Origin of the sequence: Bacillus basilensis (genome assembly GCF_050630465.1) — a bacterium.
Lineage (GTDB): Bacteria > Bacillota > Bacilli > Bacillales > Bacillaceae_G > Bacillus_A > Bacillus_A basilensis.
The window spans coordinates 503,006-520,731 of sequence record NZ_JBNTQO010000003.1 but is presented as its reverse complement, the minus strand read 5'-3'; the positions used below and the strand labels follow the sequence as shown (position 1 = coordinate 520,731).

Genomic DNA, 17,726 nt, shown 5'->3' with positions numbered 1-17,726 from the left:
AGCTTTATCCCTACTGTCTATATTCAACAAGTAAAATACTTTTAAAAAGACCAGTATTCTCGGCTCTACCCATACTGTTCAAATTGCCGTCAACATATGCCCTCCAGCAAAAGTATCAAATCCTGGAATAACACCTGTATGTCCCCATATCAAGACAACGTTAGGAAGTTTTATTTCATAGATTCCTAGACCATATCCATTGATTCCTCCCTTTCCTGCAGGAACTGTAATGAGTATTTGTTTTAGTTGCTGTTCTTTCAGTAATTGCCACCAATAGAATGCTCTTATTACTAGTTTATTTTTCGTATAAATGTATCCTATTTACCCTCCCTCTTTTACGCTTCTCTATATTTGTATCCTATACAATAAAAATTTCTTTTTTCTTATCCATTTCTTACAATTTCCTTACGTTCAAATCACTTCTATAATTAGGTAGGTTTTATTTTAAAATCTCCAGGATAATAAATGCTTATATAATCCCACGATTTCATAGAAGATGGATTAATAACCATGCGCCAAATCATCATGCACATCTCTCATATTTCCTTGGATTCCCCCCTCAACCTTTACAACAGTTCCAACCGGCACCAACACTTCTTCACGTTCTTATAAATAGTAATAACTAATCAACTCCTTACCTGAAAATAAATGAATATAGAAAAAGAGAGATAAGGTTAAAATACCTTTATCTCTCCTTTTCTCTCACATATTATACGAAGGATTTTTTTGTTTTGGGGTTAATCTGTTTTCTTAGCTTGATGGGCATGCAAATTTTCTACACCTAGCTTTTAGAAAAAAGAAACAACCTCTAATATAATTGACGTTGTATGAGCTTAGCTTGATAGCGATGGAGTACCGTCAGTATTTCGGAAAAACCACACTAAGAGTATACAAGATTTTATACAGTTTTTCGGTTAATCCAATAACAGACAAGAAACCTAAAATCGCAGCAGGATAGAAATGTATAAGAAAATGCATGGATCCATAGAACAAAAAAAGACGATTCCCTTGTGAAATTAGGGATTCGTCTTTTTCTTCGCTACCGATAACAAGAATTGTGTAAATAAGCTGTCCATATGGGCAGCTTATTTTATGTTTGCTTAGCCTGGATTTTTTCAAATATACGATATTTTATTTGTTGATATTTTTTTAATCCTCATTATTGATTTCTATTGTACCTGTTCTAGCACTAACCTTTAAAATATTTAACAGATTATCAGGTGTCTTGATTTCCACTTCATATTCAAATGTAGATTGTGTTAAGTTGTCATCTTCTAATTCGAATTCTTTTTTCACATTCATAATTTCTCCATTTGTATGCGCTAAAGAAATTTCACGAACTTGTTTCTCTGTGTAGTTTTCATTCTTTTTGGCATAATTGTAACCCATACCATAATATCCACCAACAATAGCAATACCACTTACTAAAATAGCAATTACACTTATCATTATTTTCTTTTTATGTTTTAACATTTCCATCCACTCCTTAATGATTAATCCTCTATTCCAAATCTTGCTTCAAGTGCATTTTCTGCTTGCTCTAATTGATCTTCCAGTATATCGTGTTCTCTTTCTTGCGCTTTATATTGTTCAATCGTTATCGTTCCAGCGCGATAATCTGCTTCAAGCTGATTATCAGATAGGTCTATCTTGTCATCTAATTGATCAATTTCTTTTTTTGCTGCTAAGTACGTATTTAAGTTTTCTTCTTTTACTCCAACTGGGTTCGTGTTATTTGCCTTTTCAACGATAGATGTGACTTCGTTTTTGAAATCCTGTATTTGCTTCGTATCATTCGTAGCAGGCCCTGTTTTGTTTGGTTCTTGCTGCAGTTGAGCAACTTCTTTTTGTAATGTATCATTTTCCACTTTCAGTTGTTGTACTTCTGTATTGTTATCAGCTTGAGTAGAACAAGCTGTTAAGAATAAACAAGACATTGCTCCAATCAACATCCACTTTCTCATTCTGTTTTCCTCCCTTTACATGTGCACCTTAACCTTGCCTTTATATTACTGAACAAACATTAAAGGAAGATTAATATAACAAAAAATAAAATGATATAATTAAATCGTTTCTAATCTTTCTTTAATGTTTTGGAATTATAGTGATACATATTAATAAGAAGAAAAGGAGAATGTTAATGCGAGTTCTTATTGTCGAAGATGAACAAGATTTACAAAATATATTGGTAAAACGATTAAATGCAGAACATTATAGTGTCGATGCATGTGGGAATGGAGAAGATGCCCTGGATTATATAAACATGGCTACCTACGATTTGATTGTGCTTGACATTATGATTCCCCGCATAGATGGTTTACAAGTATTACAAAGATTACGCGCGGACAATCATACAACTCCGGTCTTGCTTCTTACAGCTAAAGATACAATTGATGATCGCGTAACAGGACTCGACTTAGGTGCGGACGATTATTTAGTAAAGCCGTTTGCTTTTGACGAACTGTTAGCAAGAATTCGAGTGTTAATGCGAAGAAAAACAGGTAATGCATCTAATGTGTTTGAAATCGCTGACCTAGTAGTAGATTGCAAAATGCATAAAGTAACAAGAGGAGACCAAGTTATCACTCTTTCCAGTAAAGAATTTGCTATTTTAGAATATATGATTCGTAATAAAGAAGTTGTGTTGACACGAGATAAAATTGAGCAACATGTGTGGAATTACGACTATGAAGGTGGATCGAATATTATTGATGTTTACGTCCGCTATCTTCGTAAAAAAATTGATAGCCAGTTTGAAACGAAGTTAATTCATACAGTACGAGGAACTGGTTACGTATTGCGAGTAGAATCATGAAAAGACTATCAATAAAAATGAGAGTAACCCTGTGGTATACGGGGCTAATTGTAATTATTATGGCACTCGTGTTAGCTTTTATTTTAACTTCTTCAGATAAAGTTTTGCTTTTTAATATGAAAGATCAATTGAAGAGCACAGTAAAAGAAAGCATTGAGGATATCGAGTATAAGCATGGACAATTAAAGATGGACGATGATTTTGAAACCTTAGAAGATGGAGTAAATATCATCATTTATAGTAAACAAGGTGAGCTGCTGGTAGGAAATAGTCCAACAAGCTTTAATAAAAAGATATCGCTTAAATCCGATGAAATACAAACCATTAAAGATGGTAATAAAGAATGGATCGTATATGATTTTCTCCATAATACAGGCGGCGATGAGCAAGTCTGGGTTCGTGGAATAATGACCATGAGCCAATTATCATCAACGATGAATACACTTATCATAGTAACACTCATCTCATTTCCATTACTTATTCTCATTGCGGCAGTGGGAGGATATTTTATTACGCAAAGAGCGTTTCGACCTGTGCAACAAATGAGTGATTCAGCCAGTAAAATTGGTGATGGTAAAGACCTTTCGAAGAGAATTAATTTAAAAGGTTCACCGAAAGACGAAATGTATCATTTAGCACAAACTTTTGACAAAATGTTTGAGCGATTGGAGACATCATTTGAAAGTGAAAAACAATTTACATCTGACGCATCTCATGAATTAAGAACACCAACATCTGTTATTATTTCGCAATGCGAATACGCTTTATCGCAGAGAAATAATTCGAAAGAAATGGAAGAATCGTTAGAAGTAATTTTAAAGCAATCACGTAAGATGTCCTCGCTAATCTCACAACTCTTACTATTAGCAAGAGCTGACCAAGGAAACCATAATACTTTCCAATTTGAATGTATTAATATGAGTGAATTAACGGAAATCGTTGTAGAAGAGCTTTCACTAATGGTTCAAGAAGCTTCAATTGATATAACAACTAATATAGAGGAAGACCTGTTTATGAAAGCAGATCAAACATTGATGATGCGTTTATTAATGAATTTACTAACGAATGCGATTGCTTATAGCAAAGCGAACGGAACTGTTCATATGCAACTGTTCCGCGATGAAGCCAACATAATAGGTAAAGTCTCCGATAATGGCATAGGCATCAGCGAGCAACATATTACGAAAATATGGGACAGATTTTATCGAGTTGACGCAGCACGAACATCTTCAAACATCGGAAACACAGGTTTAGGATTGTCGATGGTAAAATGGATTGTCGAACTACACGGAGGAGACATTACGGTTGAAAGTGAATTAGGAGAAGGCAGTACTTTTACATTTAAACTACCAATTGAAAAACAAGCATAATTTATGCACGTCTGTAGCTTCAGAATAAAGATTGATTCAAAAGCTCTCTTCAACCCTTATATAAAAGTAATTGACGCATTTTAAGCATCATCGATTTTATCGTTTTGGACAACCTGTTCCGTTAAGTTAATATACATGTGGAAAAAACGATCGAAATAAAACCCCAGAAATCCAAAGGTCTCTGGGGCTGCATTATATATTTAGCTCTTTTTGCTTTTTGTTTTGTTTATGTTTATACAGCAATTTTCGACTTATTAGAGAAATCACTAATAAAGTCAGGATCAATACGATAAGTTGCATAAATGACAAATCAAAATATTTAGCACCTGTAACTATTAAAAGCGTAGAAATCGTGCCTTTTACAACGAAAAAAATAATAACCCATAATCCGCCTTTTTTCCAGTTCATTTTTATATTACCCTTTCCTGCTTTTAAGTTCTTAAAAGATTTAGTAATAGTTCTTGAATGTGATACCTTAATAGAAATCTATTATATTAACAAAAAAGTCATATCTAATTAAATACGACGATTCTATAATAAGTGAAAATGATATTCATTGTCAATTTTATTGACTATTTTAATACTTATTCTTTATTTTAATCTCTTTTTACTTTGTTTTTTATAAGCAATTAACTCTTGTATTCTAACAAAAAACACCTCCATTGAATTCCCACACTTAGTATGCGAATTCAAGAGGTGTTTTTTCATGTACCATTAGATAAGATTTCCTGCTTTGTTTATTCGTTTAAGTTTTTGATACGTAGCTATTTTCTAGTACACAATAACTGGATCATACGTGTTCAAACTATCATACACAGTTTTTGCAACATTAGGAAGAAGGTTCACACACCCGCCTGATCCCCCTGTTACATAAGCATTATTTCCCCAGTCTTTTCGCCAGCCGGCATCGTGGAATCCTTGACCGCTATTTGTGAATGGAACCCAGTAATCTACTTTAACTGCATAATCAGCTTTACCTACTGCGCTACCTCTTAGCGTATATGGTGTTCGTTTGTATAGGACGTACCACACACCTGGTGATGTATCTTCACCCGTGCTATGTTTACCCGTTACTACATTTGTTGTAACGACTAATTTCCCATCTTTATAAATCCAAATTTGCTGATCTGCAATTGAAACTTCTGCATATGTGTCTCCGATACCATTATTCGATGTTGTTTTATAACCGATACCTTCCTTCTCCCAACCATTTCCGTGAATATTAGAAGCAGAAAGTGATTTTTCGCCTTTCTCAAAGGCTTGTTGAACTTGTTTTGTCTCTTTTTCAACATCTAATGCCCAGCCGTATCCTTGTCCTTTTACTGATATGACCGAACCAGAATGTGTTTTAAAAGCGAAGTCTTTATGTAATGTAGATTTAGCCTTATTAATTTCAGTAATCTTATTCTTAATATCGCTCGCATCGATTGTCACTTTCATATCCTTTGACATAGAGGCATTTTGAATTAAATCTTTCGCTTTTAATGAATACACTTCATTTTGCACTTTATAATCAACAGACTGCCCAAGAAGATTCTGTAATGCTTTTTCTTCTTTTTTAATAATCGGATCGTCTTCTTTAATAGGCTGTATGTATGCAGACTTTAGATGAATTTCGCTTTTATGCTTCTGCTTATCATAATCTTTTAGTAAACTCGTAACGTCATACTGTTTTCCATCAACGCTCTTCGAAATAACAACTTTCCCTTGTTCAAGCTTCGCCATAGCATCTTGAGGTGCTTTTAATTTTTCATTCATAGAGACGAGCTTTTCTTCTACAAGTTTTTTCATCGTTTCACTACGGTACTTCTCTGCCTTTTCTGGTAGTAGTGAATAATTTTTTTCCTTTGCAGAAGGGAAAAATGTCCACTGGCTTTTTAATAGTTTCTTAACTTGCGGCGAATCTTTTTCCGTCAGTTCCGTTTTCGTCTCTTTTTCATCTAAAATTTGTTGTTGATCAATATAGACTTTGTTTGCTAGTCCAGATGTTTTTAATTTCTGTATTGCCTCATCAGCGCTCATACCACCGACTTTTGTATCGTTAATCGTAACATTTGAATTGAAGTGAGTTGCCTGGTAATAACTCATTCCCCCAATGAGAAGTGCAATTACACCGCCACCCGCTGCGATAAGCTTCCAATTTGTAAAACGTTTTTTCGATCTTACCCGTTTTTTCTCAACTTCTTCAACAGATTCATTTACTGTATTGTTGTTCATCAATCTTTCCCCCGTATACATTAACGTCAATTGATTTTAAACCAAAACCATTGACTAGTGTACCTTATTTTTCCTGAAATTTCATTGTTTTTAACAAGATTTTATCTCATTTAATCGATTAAAGTTAGATTTTTTAATAGAAAGATATATAAAGATGGTAGATAAAGTGAAAAAGGGAGCCACCAATCGAACTATTACAGCCCCCTTGCATTCCCCAAATTTTGAAGGGTTATACTCTCAATGAACACTTTAACTTAGTGAAATATTTTTTAGAAGTTTCAAGTTAGAGGAAGGCACCGTAGAATTTCTTTTATGAAAAATATCCACAAAAAAGGTTCTAATTTTAGACTCTTTTTTGTGAATATTTTAATGTAGCATATTTTATAAAGTTATAATCCCCTATTTCACTACATATAAATGCTTCCCGCTTTTCGCCACGTTTCACAACATCTACTATCAGCCTAACTAATTTCACCTTATGATCTTTATCATCAACAATTTTAAGTTTCTTTAAACTATTATATATGTTTGTACCACGCTTTGTTGATACGACTAATCTTTACAGGTGTTGAGGTTTTAGACTCATTCTTTGGTGTAATTATATTATTAGAACATCCTGCAATCATGAGACAGCATGTAGCCAATAAAACCAATAACATTAATTTATTCAAATAGCCACTCCTACATAAGCGAAATATTATATTAAGAAAATTAAACATAACATCGAACCTTTGTAAAAACAATATATTTTCTGTTTTTATTATACATTAGCGGATTAATAGGCACCTTAAAGTGCCTTAATCCGGCAATGTCCAATTTCCATTTTATCCGATTCTCAATATTTATTCCAATATAAAAAGATAGCTATTTTGTTGAAAACTAATTACCTCTCAAAATGAAAAATACGAACTGAATTTCTATAACCATATATCTTTATTCAGCTAACTTATCTCCCGTAACAATCCGAAACAACGTGGCTGCATTCTTCCCTTCTAATTGAACGTACTGACTATTCCCCGCTATGATTTCTATTTTATCCTTATTAGGAATTACCCAAATTTGATATAGCACAGCTTTCGCCTCTATTTTCGGATTTTTAGATTGAAAAATAAAGTGATAATCAGCCGGACGAGACATTTCCACTTTTTTATTCTCAAAATTAGTATCATTTAATATTTTCTTTACTTGCCGAACTTGCTTATTATCTGTAACTACCTTCAAGTCTTCATATTTATCATCAACATGTTTTTGCACTTTGATTGTTTGTTCTTCATTTCCTAGCATATTCGAACAGCCCGTTACTATGAATATAACTATGGCAATAAAAACCACAGATAAATTTCTACCCTTCATATTCATCTACCTCATTTCATAAAAATTCAGATTATTATAAAATAAAGGTAATTACTTTATGGTTAGAAATATAAAAAATATCAGGAAAGGAGCACCATTCATGCAGTTAAAAACATACACTTGGAAAAGTTATACGTTTCTTATTGTAAGTATATTCGTTACTATTAATCTCTTTCTCTTCACACCTATTTTAGAAAGAGTTGGAGTAGAATATGTCTTGCCTTTCGCCTACTTCATATTAGCTTCTGCTGTTATAACGCTTATATTGGCTGTTATTTCACTCTGTAGCCGTACTGAAAAGAAAGTTTTATCAATTATCGGTTTATGTTTTACTCTATTTAACACAGTAATTATTTTATTTTTCCTTTGGTTTGGTTACCATTTCGCTTAAGTGAAATATAAATAAACTCCATAAGCCACAAATAAAATGAATAGAATAGAATAGAAATGCCGAGTACTGTGTATATAATCCATTTTACATTTGAACTCATATACTCCCCCTTCTCACTTCATAACAATTCCATTATATAACAAAAAAGCATTGGATACCCAATGCTTTTTCACACTTACGCAAATAAAGACGTATTCGCATATAACGCTGGTGAACCACCTGAATGTACGAATAAAATGTTGTCTTCTTTATTAAATGTACCTTTTCTAATTAAGTCGATTAGTCCCGCTACCGCTTTACCTGTATACACTGGATCAAGTAAAATACCTTCTGTTTTCGCAAGTAATTGAACTGCTTCCACCATTTCTGGCGTTGGTAACGCGTAACCTGGCCCTACATATTCATCAAAGCATGTAACCGCTTCGCGCGGGATAAAGTTTGGAATACCAACGTGAGCCGACGTTTCCTCTACAAGTTTTGCTACTTTCTCCTCTTGCTCTGCTTTTCCTCTACTTACGTTAATTCCGATTACTGGGATGTTACTTTGTGTTCCTGCAAATCCAGTAATTAAACCAGCGTGCATACCAGCGCTACCACTTACGCAAACAACTGAACTGAAATCAATTCCTTGATCAAATGATTGCGCCATAATTTCTTGCGCACAAGCAACGTATCCCAATGCACCAGTAGGATTTGATCCACCAACTGGTATTACATATGGTGTACTACCTTTCTCACTTACTTCTTTCGCTACTTTTTGCATCTCTTCCATAAGATCTGCTCCGTTTGGTACAATAATTACATTTTCAGCACCTAATAAATGATATAAGAAATAGTTTCCGTTAAAATCTGGCTTCTCTTCTGGCTCAAGCCCTTCTTCTAATACAAGAATACATTTCATTTTTTCTTTCACCGCAGCTGCCAGTGTCAGGCGGCAATGATTCGACTGAATACCACCAGCTGTAATTAACGTATCCGCACCTTTTTCCTGTGCATCTGCAACTAGAAACTCTAACTTTCTCGTCTTATTTCCACCAGCTGTTAAACCAAGTAAATCATCTCGTTTAAAATAAATAGTCGGCCCACCAAGTGCTTCAGAAAAATTATTTATTTTTTCAATTGGTGTATATGATTCTGTATATTTTTTTCTCGGGAATTTAGCTAAATTCATAAATAACGCTCCTTTTGTACTTCTTTCACAATGTATGTAACGTTACTATTATTGCATGTAAAAATGGTGAAGTCATCTTTCTAGGGGAAAAATGTATTGGATTTTCAATTTTCATTGCGGTACATGAAATTATACGAGTACTTTAGACTTCAATACGGTGCATGAAATTTATATCATTGATTTTTCAAATATATCAGCGATTTTTCAAATATATCGACTTACCGACAAAAAGTGACAAAACCAAAAGAGCCCAAACATTTAAATGTGGGCTCCCTCCAATCACTTATTTTCCGAAAAACGAAGAAGCTGCGTTAATCCTGGCTCTAAATTCATTTCGCCTTTATGGCGTACGTATACAATCTTATTCCCATCAAATTTCGGAGGATTCCCTGGATTATACGTCAGCCACTCGTTCGTTCCTTCTATAGAGTACTCCATGTATTCTGTTGCACCGACAACTACGTTTTTACTATCATCAGCGGTTACATTTGGTGCCATTTGTGCAATTTTCGAATCACTAATTAATAATTTTTTTATTTCCTTATCACGTTTGTAATCGTAAGCTGTCACCATTACATCGCTACCATATGCTTTCACTTGCAACCCTTGTTTAAATGAATAGCCATCAGGAGCAGTCTTCTCTCCGCCATTTGGTCCAGCCGACATCCAGCCCGTTTCAATCCCGCCCGTATTTACAACCGTAAATCCTTTATTATCTCCGCCTGTAATTTTCTTTTTACCAGCCCAGTCTGGTAAGTTTAAATCCCAATGCGTGTGACTCGTGAAGAAAACAACTTGCGGATAGTCTTTTAATATATCGTACAACTTATCAACGTTTAAATAATCTTGTAAATACGGATTTTGTCTTGATCCAGATACTGTATCAGGTAAAACGTGATGAGAGAAAATGAAGATTGGCTTATTTTTATCTTTTTGACTATATTCTTCTAAATTTTGTTTTAACCAACCTAATTGCTCATCACTCATATATACTTCATCCCACATTTTTGAATCGTGGTATTTCATATATTTTTCAGTTCCTAAAAATAAAAGCGGATAACCGTCTAATTCTTTTTTATGATATACCTTTTCTTGTCCGCTAAATTGTAAGTAGCGACCAAATAGCGTTTCTTCCGTTACACCATTTGGCCATGTACTTTGAGAGAGCTTCCCATCAGCTGTCCATTTACCAGCATAAAACTCATGATTCCCAACAGTTGACCATACATTCTCTGGATGCTTATTTTTGTTTAATACACGCTTCACATCATCATATTGGGACTGTTGTCCAGTTGACGTTATATCCCCATTCATAATAAGCGCTCTAGAAAGTGGCGTCACTTTGTTCATATCTTTTAATACGTGATCAAAATCTCCTAAATCCCCTTGAATGTCACTAATAACGTTAAAAGTTGTAGCTGACTTTCGAACTTGCTCATTCCCTTCCGCATGCACTGAAAACGTCGGCAATAATACCGCCATAACTGCTAACGAAGCAACTGCCTTTTTCATACAAATTCTCCCCCTAATAATAGAATGTACAAACTGACATGTTCTGCCTTCTCTTAGGTGCTTGTCCAATTCACATTATAATGAGGGATTGTAAAGATAGATGGCATTAAAAGTTAAGTGTTTTTTAAGAGATTTTGTCGTTTTTTGCACTCCGCAATTAACGATTCGCGCCAATCTAGCTTTCTAGCTTTCAACATTACATAAATGTAAATTTTGATGTTAAATCTCTTAGTTTCATACGTTGTTTTTTATTACTTTTAATTTTCGGGAAAAATCCACTAATTAATAGAGTTATAATCCAAGCCATTATTAGAATAAAATTTATTGTATTACCGGAATTCAAACTGAAAACTCTCCACAAATAGGCAGCACAAAAAACGAGAACAGCAGTAATAACAAGTAAAAATGTCCTAACTACTAATCCGATGTAAGATTTCCTCTCTTGCTTAAGAATGAAAGTTCTTCTACCTTTGTACAATCTAATCACAAACAGCAGCAAATATAAACCAAGTGTGGCTCCAATAACAATTGATGTAATAGAGTTGTTTTTTCTCTGCTCAGCTAGAGCGAAGTAACTTTCAGGTAATTTTCCAGTTTCATATTCAATCCATGCGTGGTAAATATCCTGTCGTAAGTCTATACCCCCTTCACTATTCGTAAGAATTACCAATCCATCCTTTGTATTAGGAATGAAACCATAAAAAGAATGCCAACCTCGATTGTCACCAGAATGATAAATTAATTTCCATTGATTAGATAGTTTTTTTTCAAATATACCTAAACCATTCTCCCCTAATACCGGCTTTTGCATTTCCTCAACACGTTCACTTTTGATGACACCATTACCTTTATTATTTGCATCCATACTTGCAAGTATCAATGTCATCATATCGGTAACATTTGTCTTAAGACCTGCAGCAGCCTGTTCGGTAAATTGGTAACTAGGGAGCTCCTCTCCAAAATATCCATAAGCTTTCGAAAGGTTATGGTTTTCAGGACGTTGTAAGAATGAACTAGATTTCATTCCTAAAGGTTTCATAATTTGTTCTTCCATATAACGATCAAACGGTATTCCGGTAACTTCTTCAATTACAAGTTGTAAAATTGTATATCCACCACCAGAGTAATTTGTTTCTGAACCTGGTTTATCGGTAACCTCCACTGGTTCATTAAGCCATCCTTTTCCAGACAGAGATTCCTCGATAGAATCAAGATGCTTCCCCGGTGCAACCCCAAGGTATCCTTTATGTGCAGATAGCCCTGCAGTATGACTTAACAATCTTCTTATGGTTACTTCATTATTATTAAACTCTAAATTAGGTAATTTCCATTTGGTCAGATATTTTCCAACGGGATCATCTAGTAATAAACGTCCTTCATCTACAAGATGCAAGATTCCCCACGCTGTAAGGTTTTTAGATATGGAACCAGCTTGAAACAACGTATCATCACTAACCGCTTTTTTTGTCTTTTTGTCTACATAACCGTAGTTAAGTGTATAAGCAATACGCCCCTCATATACAATCCCTATTGCAACCCCTGGTACATTATAATTTTCTTGCCATTTTGGTACCTGTTCATCCATCTTTTTTTTAAAGTTTTCTATATTCCTATCAGTCAATGTACCCGATTCTGCCCTCGCTACTTTCATAAACCACACTTCATTCGTAATTAGCATACAAATAATTAAACATAAAATACCTTTGCATATTATCAATGCTTTTTGTCTATCCTTCATTTGCTCCACCCTTTTTTTCAGAATATTCTACCCATCAATCAGAGTATCCCATTCTAATATCCCGTTCTATCGATTTTTATTACTTAACCTTACAAAATTGTAATAAAAATCAAAAAGTTAAATACTTAGGTGTTTTACTGTTCTTTATCCAAGGGCAATGAATTTAATACGAAAAAAAGACACAGAGATTCCTCCCCATGCCTACTAATCCTCTACTTCTTCACCGCATGTACATAATGCACTGTTTCAAAAGCTTCTAAATAATCGTTTCGTCCTTCAAAATATAATTTATTTATGTCTTCTGGTGATAAATGCTCATAAATGAGTAAGCCCGCCTTCTCTAACAGTGCTTCCATTTCGGCATAAGAAAAACATGATTTCATCGGTTCTCCACCTACCGCAGCCATTTTTACCATGTTTTCAACTCGATTGGACAATCCCTTTTCCGTAAATAAGTTTTCATCCGGATAATCGAAAACGATAGAACTCCCTACCGGAACCATCTCGAATAAGTATTCTATTAAACTAGAAAGTTCCTCTTTCGTTAAATAGTACGTAACACCTAAAAGACTAAAGAAAGTCTTTTTATTTTCAAATGCTTCATTCCGTAACTGTTCATTGGAAAATCCTTTCGTAAAATCCATTGAAACAAAATGAAGGTTGTTTGGAATTTCAAATTCTGCTTCTTTTATTCTCTCCTTCTTAAATCTTTGCGTAGAAGGATGATCTATTTCAAATATTTCTATTTTATCCTCTAACTCTCGGTGTCTAAAACTAAATGTGTCTAAGCCTGCACCGAGTATGACGTATTGTTTTGCGCCTAATGCAATTTCATGTAACAATACTCTTTCACAATATGCCGCACGTGCTAAAGGTGTTGGTGATAACTGAACTTGTGTAATCCATTTTAATATTTCTTTCGGATTATCTTGAAACTGCTCAGCAATGTCTGTATTGAAAAAATGTATCCCTTGAACCATATTCGTTTCAATATTAATTCGTTCTTTTGGCGATATGAATTCTTTAGCGATGTAATCATCAAAGATTTTCGGATTATCAAATTCACTATGATATGCCCTTCCGAAAGCTGATACTAACGACGTTACACTTGCTTCACCTTGTTTCACGCACATACACTCTCCTTCATTTTCACAATAAAAATAGGATCCCCCTGGCCAGGAGAACCCTATTATACACGTTATTTTTATATTGGTAAATTATAGCATAAATAAGTTTTTTTGTCAAGTTTCCAGCCTACTATCACTCCGACACTTTGTATATTATCTGGCAGGAAAATGGTCGATTCACAACGAACATTCCTGATTATAACAATACTTATGGAGGCCAATATGAAACGATTCGTCATTATTACAGTAGGAAAAACTCACAGCGGAAAAACTACATTTGCAAAAGCTTTAGAAAAAGAGTTACCCCACTCTTTCGTTATGGATCAAGATAACCAAGCAGAATTTGTTAACACGCATTATGAAAAATTACAGCCAACTGAAGGCGCTAATACATTTAAGCACGGTCTTTCAAAATTCATTGTTGATTATGCAAAAGAACATACGAGTTTACACTTTATTATTTGCAATTCAAATAGAAGCCGAAACGGCCGGATGTATTTGCTAAATGAATTGTTTCAGAAAGAGGAATACGTACGCATACTCGTTCATTTTGACATTCCAAATGATGTACTTTATGAAAGAGTGGCTCGAAGCACGCGAAGTACGAATATTTTTAGAGGTGGTTATTCTAGTTTCAAAGAAGTACTCGATCGACAACAGGCTGAATCACTACATGAAGATGTGGTGGATCCTGTAGAAAACGAGGCTGATTATTTGTTTGTTATTCGCAATAGTAAAGATGTAAACTTTACTATAGAAGAAATTGTTCATCTAGCTAAAGATTTGTCCCCTACCCCAAAATAAAAGAATTTTAAAATTACATAATCATAGATTATTATGCAAATCCTTCCTCTAAGCGCCTAACATGGTATATAATGATAAGATAATCTACTTCTATATGCTCATTTTTACACAAAACAGCTCATGCATATGAAAGAAAAGAGGTACAAAAATATGAAAACAAAACAAACAATCGCTGCGTCTACACTAGCTTTAGCAATGATTGCTGGCGCAAACTCTGCTCATGCAGAAGTAACTGATGCTACTCCTCAGCAAAGTACGGGAGATCGATTAGCTGAAATTAAGCAACATAAACAAGAGTTAGATGCGAAATTGCAGCAACACAAAGAAAACGCGGATCAAACATTGAATGAACTTAACAAGGTTAAGGAAAATGTTGATACGAAGGTGAATGAACTACATGAACGTAAACAAGTTGCCGATGAAAAAATCAACGAAATTAAACAACATAAACAAGAGCTAGATGCAAAACTTCAGCAAGATAAACAAATCGCCGAAGATAAAATCGCTGAAATGAAAGAGCATAAAAAACAAGTAGATGATAAAGTTGCTGAAGTAAAAGAGCATAAGCAAAATATCGATAATAAAGTTAATGAGATTAAAGAACATAAACAAACTGTCGATGAAAAAGTGAATGAAATTAAGCAACATAAAGAAAACATCGATCAGAAAGTTACTGAACTTAAGGAAGTTAAAAAACAAGTAGATGAAAAATTAGCTGAGTTAAAGAAAGCGAAACAAACTGCTGAGGACAAACTTGCTGAGCTAAAAGAAAACAAGCCGAATACTGGTAACACGTTAAAAGAACTTAAGAAAATTAAAGGCAATTTAGATAGTCTTTCCGCTAACTTAGAACTAGCTAAACAAGATGTGAAAAACAAACTTGCTGAATTACAAAAGGCTAGACAAGACTTAATCAATAAAATCAATGAAATTAAACAAGCGAAACAAACTGTTTCAGACGATCTATCAAAGAAAAAACAAGACTTAGACATTAAAATTAACGACTTTAAACATACTGAGAAAAAAATTGATGACAAATTAGCTGAGATACATACAACGAAGCAAAATGTAGATAACAAGATCAATGAAGTATCTCAATCGAAACAAACAGAAACAAAGACTGGTACTACAAATGCAAACAACAATGCTAGAGAACTTCCTAACGCTGGTAGTGAGCAATCAAATAATATGACTTTAGGTATGTTATCTGTATTAGGCGGGATTTTATTAGTAACACGAAATAGAATTAAAACGTTATTCTCAAAATAAAGCCATTATACTTCTTAAAAACAATTATACAAAGGCCAACCGCATGTACGGTTGGCCTTTTTCTTTATATTAACTGTCCATCTCGAAGCGTCAATATACGATCACATACATCAAGCATTCTTTCATCATGTGTAATCATAATGGCTGCTTTTTGGCTCTCTTTCACTTCGCGTTTCATCATTTCAACGACTTCACGTGCGCGTTTTGAGTCTAAGCTTGCCGTTGGTTCATCTGCTAATATTAAATCTGGGTTGTTCATGAAAGCTCGAGCGATTGCCACCCTTTGTTTTTCCCCACCAGATAGTTGATTTGGATAATGATTTTTTCTTTCTCCTAATCCAAATGCCGTTAATAAATGATCCGCACGCTTTTCTGATTCTTGTTTACTTTCTTTTTTCAGCTTTGCAATGTAAAGCAATTGTTCTTTCACATTTAAATATGGAACAAGATTTGCAAATTGGAAAATGAATCCGATTTTTTTCAAACGAATGTCTGTCATTTCCTTTTCCGATAACTGCGTAATATTTTGCTCACGAATGTAAATATCCCCTTTTGACGGTGATAATAAAGCACCCGCGATTGATAATAACGTACTTTTCCCTGATCCAGAAGGACCGACGATTCCGATAAATTCTCCGGCTTTCACATCAAGCGATATCGGATGAAGGGCTGTTACTTCTGTATCCCCTTCTCCGTACACTTTACTTACTTTGTCTAATTTTAATAATGAAGTCATTACATCCCGCCTCCAATTGCTTCTAGCGCATCAACTTTTAATACTTGGTATAACGAAATAAGTGTTCCTAAAATACTAATGACGATAAAGATTGCTGCATATTGTGCAATCATCGGTATTGTTAATAAGAACGGCATACCTGCTGGTAAAATTGTTTCTAACCCTTGTACAAGAACAATACTAATTACCATCGCAACGACTGATAAAAATAACGCCTGTACGACTAAGCTATTTGCTAAATAAGAATTCTTTGTACCAATTGCTTTTAATACGCCTAATTGCTGTGTTTTTTGTAGTGTAATAACGTAGAAAAATACACCGATTAATAACGCAGCGATTACAAGTAAGAACGCAATAATCATCGTTAATGTTCCTTGCTCTTCTTTAAACCCTGGAATACTTTGTAGTACTTCTTTTTTATCAATAACATGAGCATTTTTAATCTCTTTATCTGTATTAAGCGCAATTGCACTATAATCTTTTTGGTTTGGTTGTGAGATAGCCCCCCATACATCTTCATTTACATATACGACTGGTGTATGGCTAAACATTTGGTCTTTCGTAAATCCAACGATTTTAAATTCTTTCTTTGAAACAGGATCAATAATTGTATCCCCAATATCGATTCCTTTTTCTTTAATGGATTCGTCAGCAACCATTTCATTGTTTGCTGTACTTAATTTCTCACCTTTTACAATGTTCGGTTCTAAAAATGTATCGCGTTCACTTGAGAAAATGGCAATATCAACCTTTTTCGAACTATCTTTCTTTTCGTACGTTGAAACTTTCACGCGAAACGGAACTGCCTCTTTCTCGCCTACTTGATTGACTACGTTATCTACATCGTCTTTCTTAATTTGTGAACGGAGTAATTTATTTTCCGCATCATCTGCTAAAACGAACTTATTTGCCTCCATATTTTGAATCGATGAAGCATTATCATATGATAATCCATTTGCTAATCCTGAAATAACAAGGACTAAAAATGATAATAACACCATAATCAGTCCGATTAATCCGTATCTTAATTTTGATTGTTTCAATTCACGCAGAGCTAAAAACATTTCGCTCGCTCCTTCCTCTTTCTTTCTATGCACTTATCATAAAAAAGAAATATGAACGGAATATGAACAGAAGATTACAGAAGAAAGATTAAATTTTCAGAAAGTATTGAAAATAAACAAAATCCTTGATACAATTCAGTCAAATAATCTTGACCGAGT

Annotated in this window: 16 protein-coding genes and 1 pseudogene; 5 read left to right on the top strand and 12 right to left on the bottom strand. The window is 34.2% G+C overall.

The genetic code is table 11. The annotated features are described in order from the left end of the window. Positions 1–10 precede the first annotated feature (10 nt). From ACQVV1_RS09150 to ACQVV1_RS09140, 3 genes and pseudogenes are all read right to left on the bottom strand, one after another. Positions 11–267: pseudogene (locus tag ACQVV1_RS09150) on the bottom strand (serine hydrolase domain-containing protein); the annotation flags it as partial. Between the two features lie 882 nt (positions 268–1,149). Further along, positions 1,150–1,473 carry a PepSY domain-containing protein gene (locus ACQVV1_RS09145; RefSeq protein ID WP_309259078.1) on the bottom strand — a complete coding sequence of 108 codons (324 nt, stop codon included), beginning with the start codon at positions 1,471–1,473 and terminating at the stop codon, positions 1,150–1,152. A 20-nt stretch (positions 1,474–1,493) separates the two neighbouring features. Beyond that, on the bottom strand, positions 1,494–1,964 hold the full coding sequence (locus ACQVV1_RS09140; protein ID WP_242254370.1) for a hypothetical protein: 471 nt from the start codon (positions 1,962–1,964) through the stop codon (positions 1,494–1,496). A 176-nt stretch (positions 1,965–2,140) separates the two neighbouring features. Between ACQVV1_RS09140 and ACQVV1_RS09135 the strand changes: the two genes are divergently transcribed. Both ACQVV1_RS09135 and ACQVV1_RS09130 read left to right on the top strand, forming a co-directional pair. Then, entirely contained in the window at positions 2,141–2,815 is a 675-nt protein-coding gene (locus ACQVV1_RS09135; protein WP_242254372.1) for a response regulator transcription factor, read from the top strand. Further along, positions 2,812–4,185 (top strand): sensor histidine kinase, encoded by a 1,374-nt coding sequence (locus tag ACQVV1_RS09130; RefSeq protein ID WP_309259079.1) that lies wholly within the window; start codon positions 2,812–2,814, stop codon positions 4,183–4,185. Before ACQVV1_RS09135 ends, ACQVV1_RS09130 begins: the two co-directional genes overlap by 4 nt. 192 nt (positions 4,186–4,377) lie before the next feature. Here the strand turns inward: ACQVV1_RS09130 and ACQVV1_RS09125 are convergent, their stop codons facing one another. From ACQVV1_RS09125 to ACQVV1_RS09115, 3 genes are all read right to left on the bottom strand, one after another. Then, the gene (locus ACQVV1_RS09125; protein ID WP_063222288.1) at positions 4,378–4,593 is read right to left on the bottom strand and encodes a hypothetical protein; all 216 of its coding nucleotides are present in this window, start codon (positions 4,591–4,593) and stop codon (positions 4,378–4,380) included. 363 nt (positions 4,594–4,956) lie between these two features. Then, on the bottom strand, positions 4,957–6,402 hold the full coding sequence (locus ACQVV1_RS09120; RefSeq protein ID WP_063222289.1) for a L,D-transpeptidase family protein: 1,446 nt from the start codon (positions 6,400–6,402) through the stop codon (positions 4,957–4,959). A gap of 933 nt (positions 6,403–7,335) precedes the next feature. Further along, positions 7,336–7,755 (bottom strand): hypothetical protein, encoded by a 420-nt coding sequence (locus ACQVV1_RS09115; protein ID WP_242254378.1) that lies wholly within the window; start codon positions 7,753–7,755, stop codon positions 7,336–7,338. Positions 7,756–7,855: 100 nt separating this feature from the next. On the opposite strand from ACQVV1_RS09115, the gene ACQVV1_RS09110 reads away from it, so the two are divergent. Then, positions 7,856–8,146: a hypothetical protein gene (locus ACQVV1_RS09110; protein WP_242254380.1), complete on the top strand. Its 291-nt coding sequence runs from the start codon at positions 7,856–7,858 to the stop codon at positions 8,144–8,146. Positions 8,147–8,321: 175 nt separating this feature from the next. On the opposite strand, the gene cuyA is transcribed toward ACQVV1_RS09110, so the two are convergent. The 4 genes from cuyA to ACQVV1_RS09090 form a co-directional block, all read right to left on the bottom strand. Continuing rightward, positions 8,322–9,317: a D-cysteate sulfo-lyase gene (gene cuyA / locus ACQVV1_RS09105; RefSeq protein WP_242254381.1), complete on the bottom strand. Its 996-nt coding sequence runs from the start codon at positions 9,315–9,317 to the stop codon at positions 8,322–8,324. Positions 9,318–9,596: 279 nt separating this feature from the next. Continuing rightward, on the bottom strand, positions 9,597–10,829 hold the full coding sequence (locus tag ACQVV1_RS09100) for a DUF4073 domain-containing protein (RefSeq protein WP_431168783.1): 1,233 nt from the start codon (positions 10,827–10,829) through the stop codon (positions 9,597–9,599). A 196-nt stretch (positions 10,830–11,025) separates the two neighbouring features. Next, on the bottom strand, positions 11,026–12,567 hold the full coding sequence (locus tag ACQVV1_RS09095) for a serine hydrolase domain-containing protein (protein WP_431168782.1): 1,542 nt from the start codon (positions 12,565–12,567) through the stop codon (positions 11,026–11,028). A gap of 212 nt (positions 12,568–12,779) precedes the next feature. Beyond that, the gene (locus ACQVV1_RS09090; protein ID WP_242254386.1) at positions 12,780–13,700 is read right to left on the bottom strand and encodes a class I SAM-dependent methyltransferase; all 921 of its coding nucleotides are present in this window, start codon (positions 13,698–13,700) and stop codon (positions 12,780–12,782) included. A gap of 204 nt (positions 13,701–13,904) precedes the next feature. Here ACQVV1_RS09090 and ACQVV1_RS09085 point away from each other — a divergent pair, with 204 nt between their 5' ends. Beyond that, on the top strand, positions 13,905–14,498 hold the full coding sequence (locus ACQVV1_RS09085) for an ATP-binding protein (RefSeq protein WP_309260277.1): 594 nt from the start codon (positions 13,905–13,907) through the stop codon (positions 14,496–14,498). 150 nt (positions 14,499–14,648) lie between these two features. Beyond that, positions 14,649–15,767, top strand: coding sequence for an LPXTG cell wall anchor domain-containing protein (locus tag ACQVV1_RS09080; RefSeq protein ID WP_431168781.1), 1,119 nt, complete (start codon positions 14,649–14,651; stop codon positions 15,765–15,767). Between the two features lie 64 nt (positions 15,768–15,831). Here the strand turns inward: ACQVV1_RS09080 and ACQVV1_RS09075 are convergent, their stop codons facing one another. Further along, entirely contained in the window at positions 15,832–16,503 is a 672-nt protein-coding gene (locus tag ACQVV1_RS09075; protein ID WP_242254391.1) for an ABC transporter ATP-binding protein, read from the bottom strand. Next, positions 16,503–17,567, bottom strand: a complete 1,065-nt coding sequence (locus ACQVV1_RS09070; RefSeq protein ID WP_431168780.1) for an ABC transporter permease — start codon at positions 17,565–17,567, stop codon at positions 16,503–16,505. The genes ACQVV1_RS09075 and ACQVV1_RS09070 overlap by 1 nt, the downstream gene beginning before the upstream one ends. Positions 17,568–17,726: the final 159 nt, after the last annotated feature.

Excerpts from the sequence above, each read along its gene's own strand:
- ACQVV1_RS09145 (WP_309259078.1), bottom strand. The coding sequence starts at position 1,473 with ATGTTAAAACATAAAAAGAAAATAATGATAAGTGTAATTGCTATTTTA.
- ACQVV1_RS09140 (WP_242254370.1), bottom strand. The coding sequence starts at position 1,964 with ATGAGAAAGTGGATGTTGATTGGAGCAATGTCTTGTTTATTCTTAACA.
- ACQVV1_RS09135 (WP_242254372.1), top strand. The coding sequence starts at position 2,141 with ATGCGAGTTCTTATTGTCGAAGATGAACAAGATTTACAAAATATATTG.
- ACQVV1_RS09130 (WP_309259079.1), top strand. The coding sequence starts at position 2,812 with ATGAAAAGACTATCAATAAAAATGAGAGTAACCCTGTGGTATACGGGG.
- ACQVV1_RS09125 (WP_063222288.1), bottom strand. The coding sequence starts at position 4,593 with ATGAACTGGAAAAAAGGCGGATTATGGGTTATTATTTTTTTCGTTGTA.
- ACQVV1_RS09120 (WP_063222289.1), bottom strand. The coding sequence starts at position 6,402 with ATGAACAACAATACAGTAAATGAATCTGTTGAAGAAGTTGAGAAAAAA.
- ACQVV1_RS09115 (WP_242254378.1), bottom strand. The coding sequence starts at position 7,755 with ATGAAGGGTAGAAATTTATCTGTGGTTTTTATTGCCATAGTTATATTC.
- ACQVV1_RS09110 (WP_242254380.1), top strand. The coding sequence starts at position 7,856 with ATGCAGTTAAAAACATACACTTGGAAAAGTTATACGTTTCTTATTGTA.
- cuyA (WP_242254381.1), bottom strand. The coding sequence starts at position 9,317 with ATGAATTTAGCTAAATTCCCGAGAAAAAAATATACAGAATCATATACA.
- ACQVV1_RS09100 (WP_431168783.1), bottom strand. The coding sequence starts at position 10,829 with ATGAAAAAGGCAGTTGCTTCGTTAGCAGTTATGGCGGTATTATTGCCG.
- ACQVV1_RS09095 (WP_431168782.1), bottom strand. The coding sequence starts at position 12,567 with ATGAAGGATAGACAAAAAGCATTGATAATATGCAAAGGTATTTTATGT.
- ACQVV1_RS09090 (WP_242254386.1), bottom strand. The coding sequence starts at position 13,700 with ATGTGCGTGAAACAAGGTGAAGCAAGTGTAACGTCGTTAGTATCAGCT.
- ACQVV1_RS09085 (WP_309260277.1), top strand. The coding sequence starts at position 13,905 with ATGGAGGCCAATATGAAACGATTCGTCATTATTACAGTAGGAAAAACT.
- ACQVV1_RS09080 (WP_431168781.1), top strand. The coding sequence starts at position 14,649 with ATGAAAACAAAACAAACAATCGCTGCGTCTACACTAGCTTTAGCAATG.
- ACQVV1_RS09075 (WP_242254391.1), bottom strand. The coding sequence starts at position 16,503 with ATGACTTCATTATTAAAATTAGACAAAGTAAGTAAAGTGTACGGAGAA.
- ACQVV1_RS09070 (WP_431168780.1), bottom strand. The coding sequence starts at position 17,567 with ATGTTTTTAGCTCTGCGTGAATTGAAACAATCAAAATTAAGATACGGA.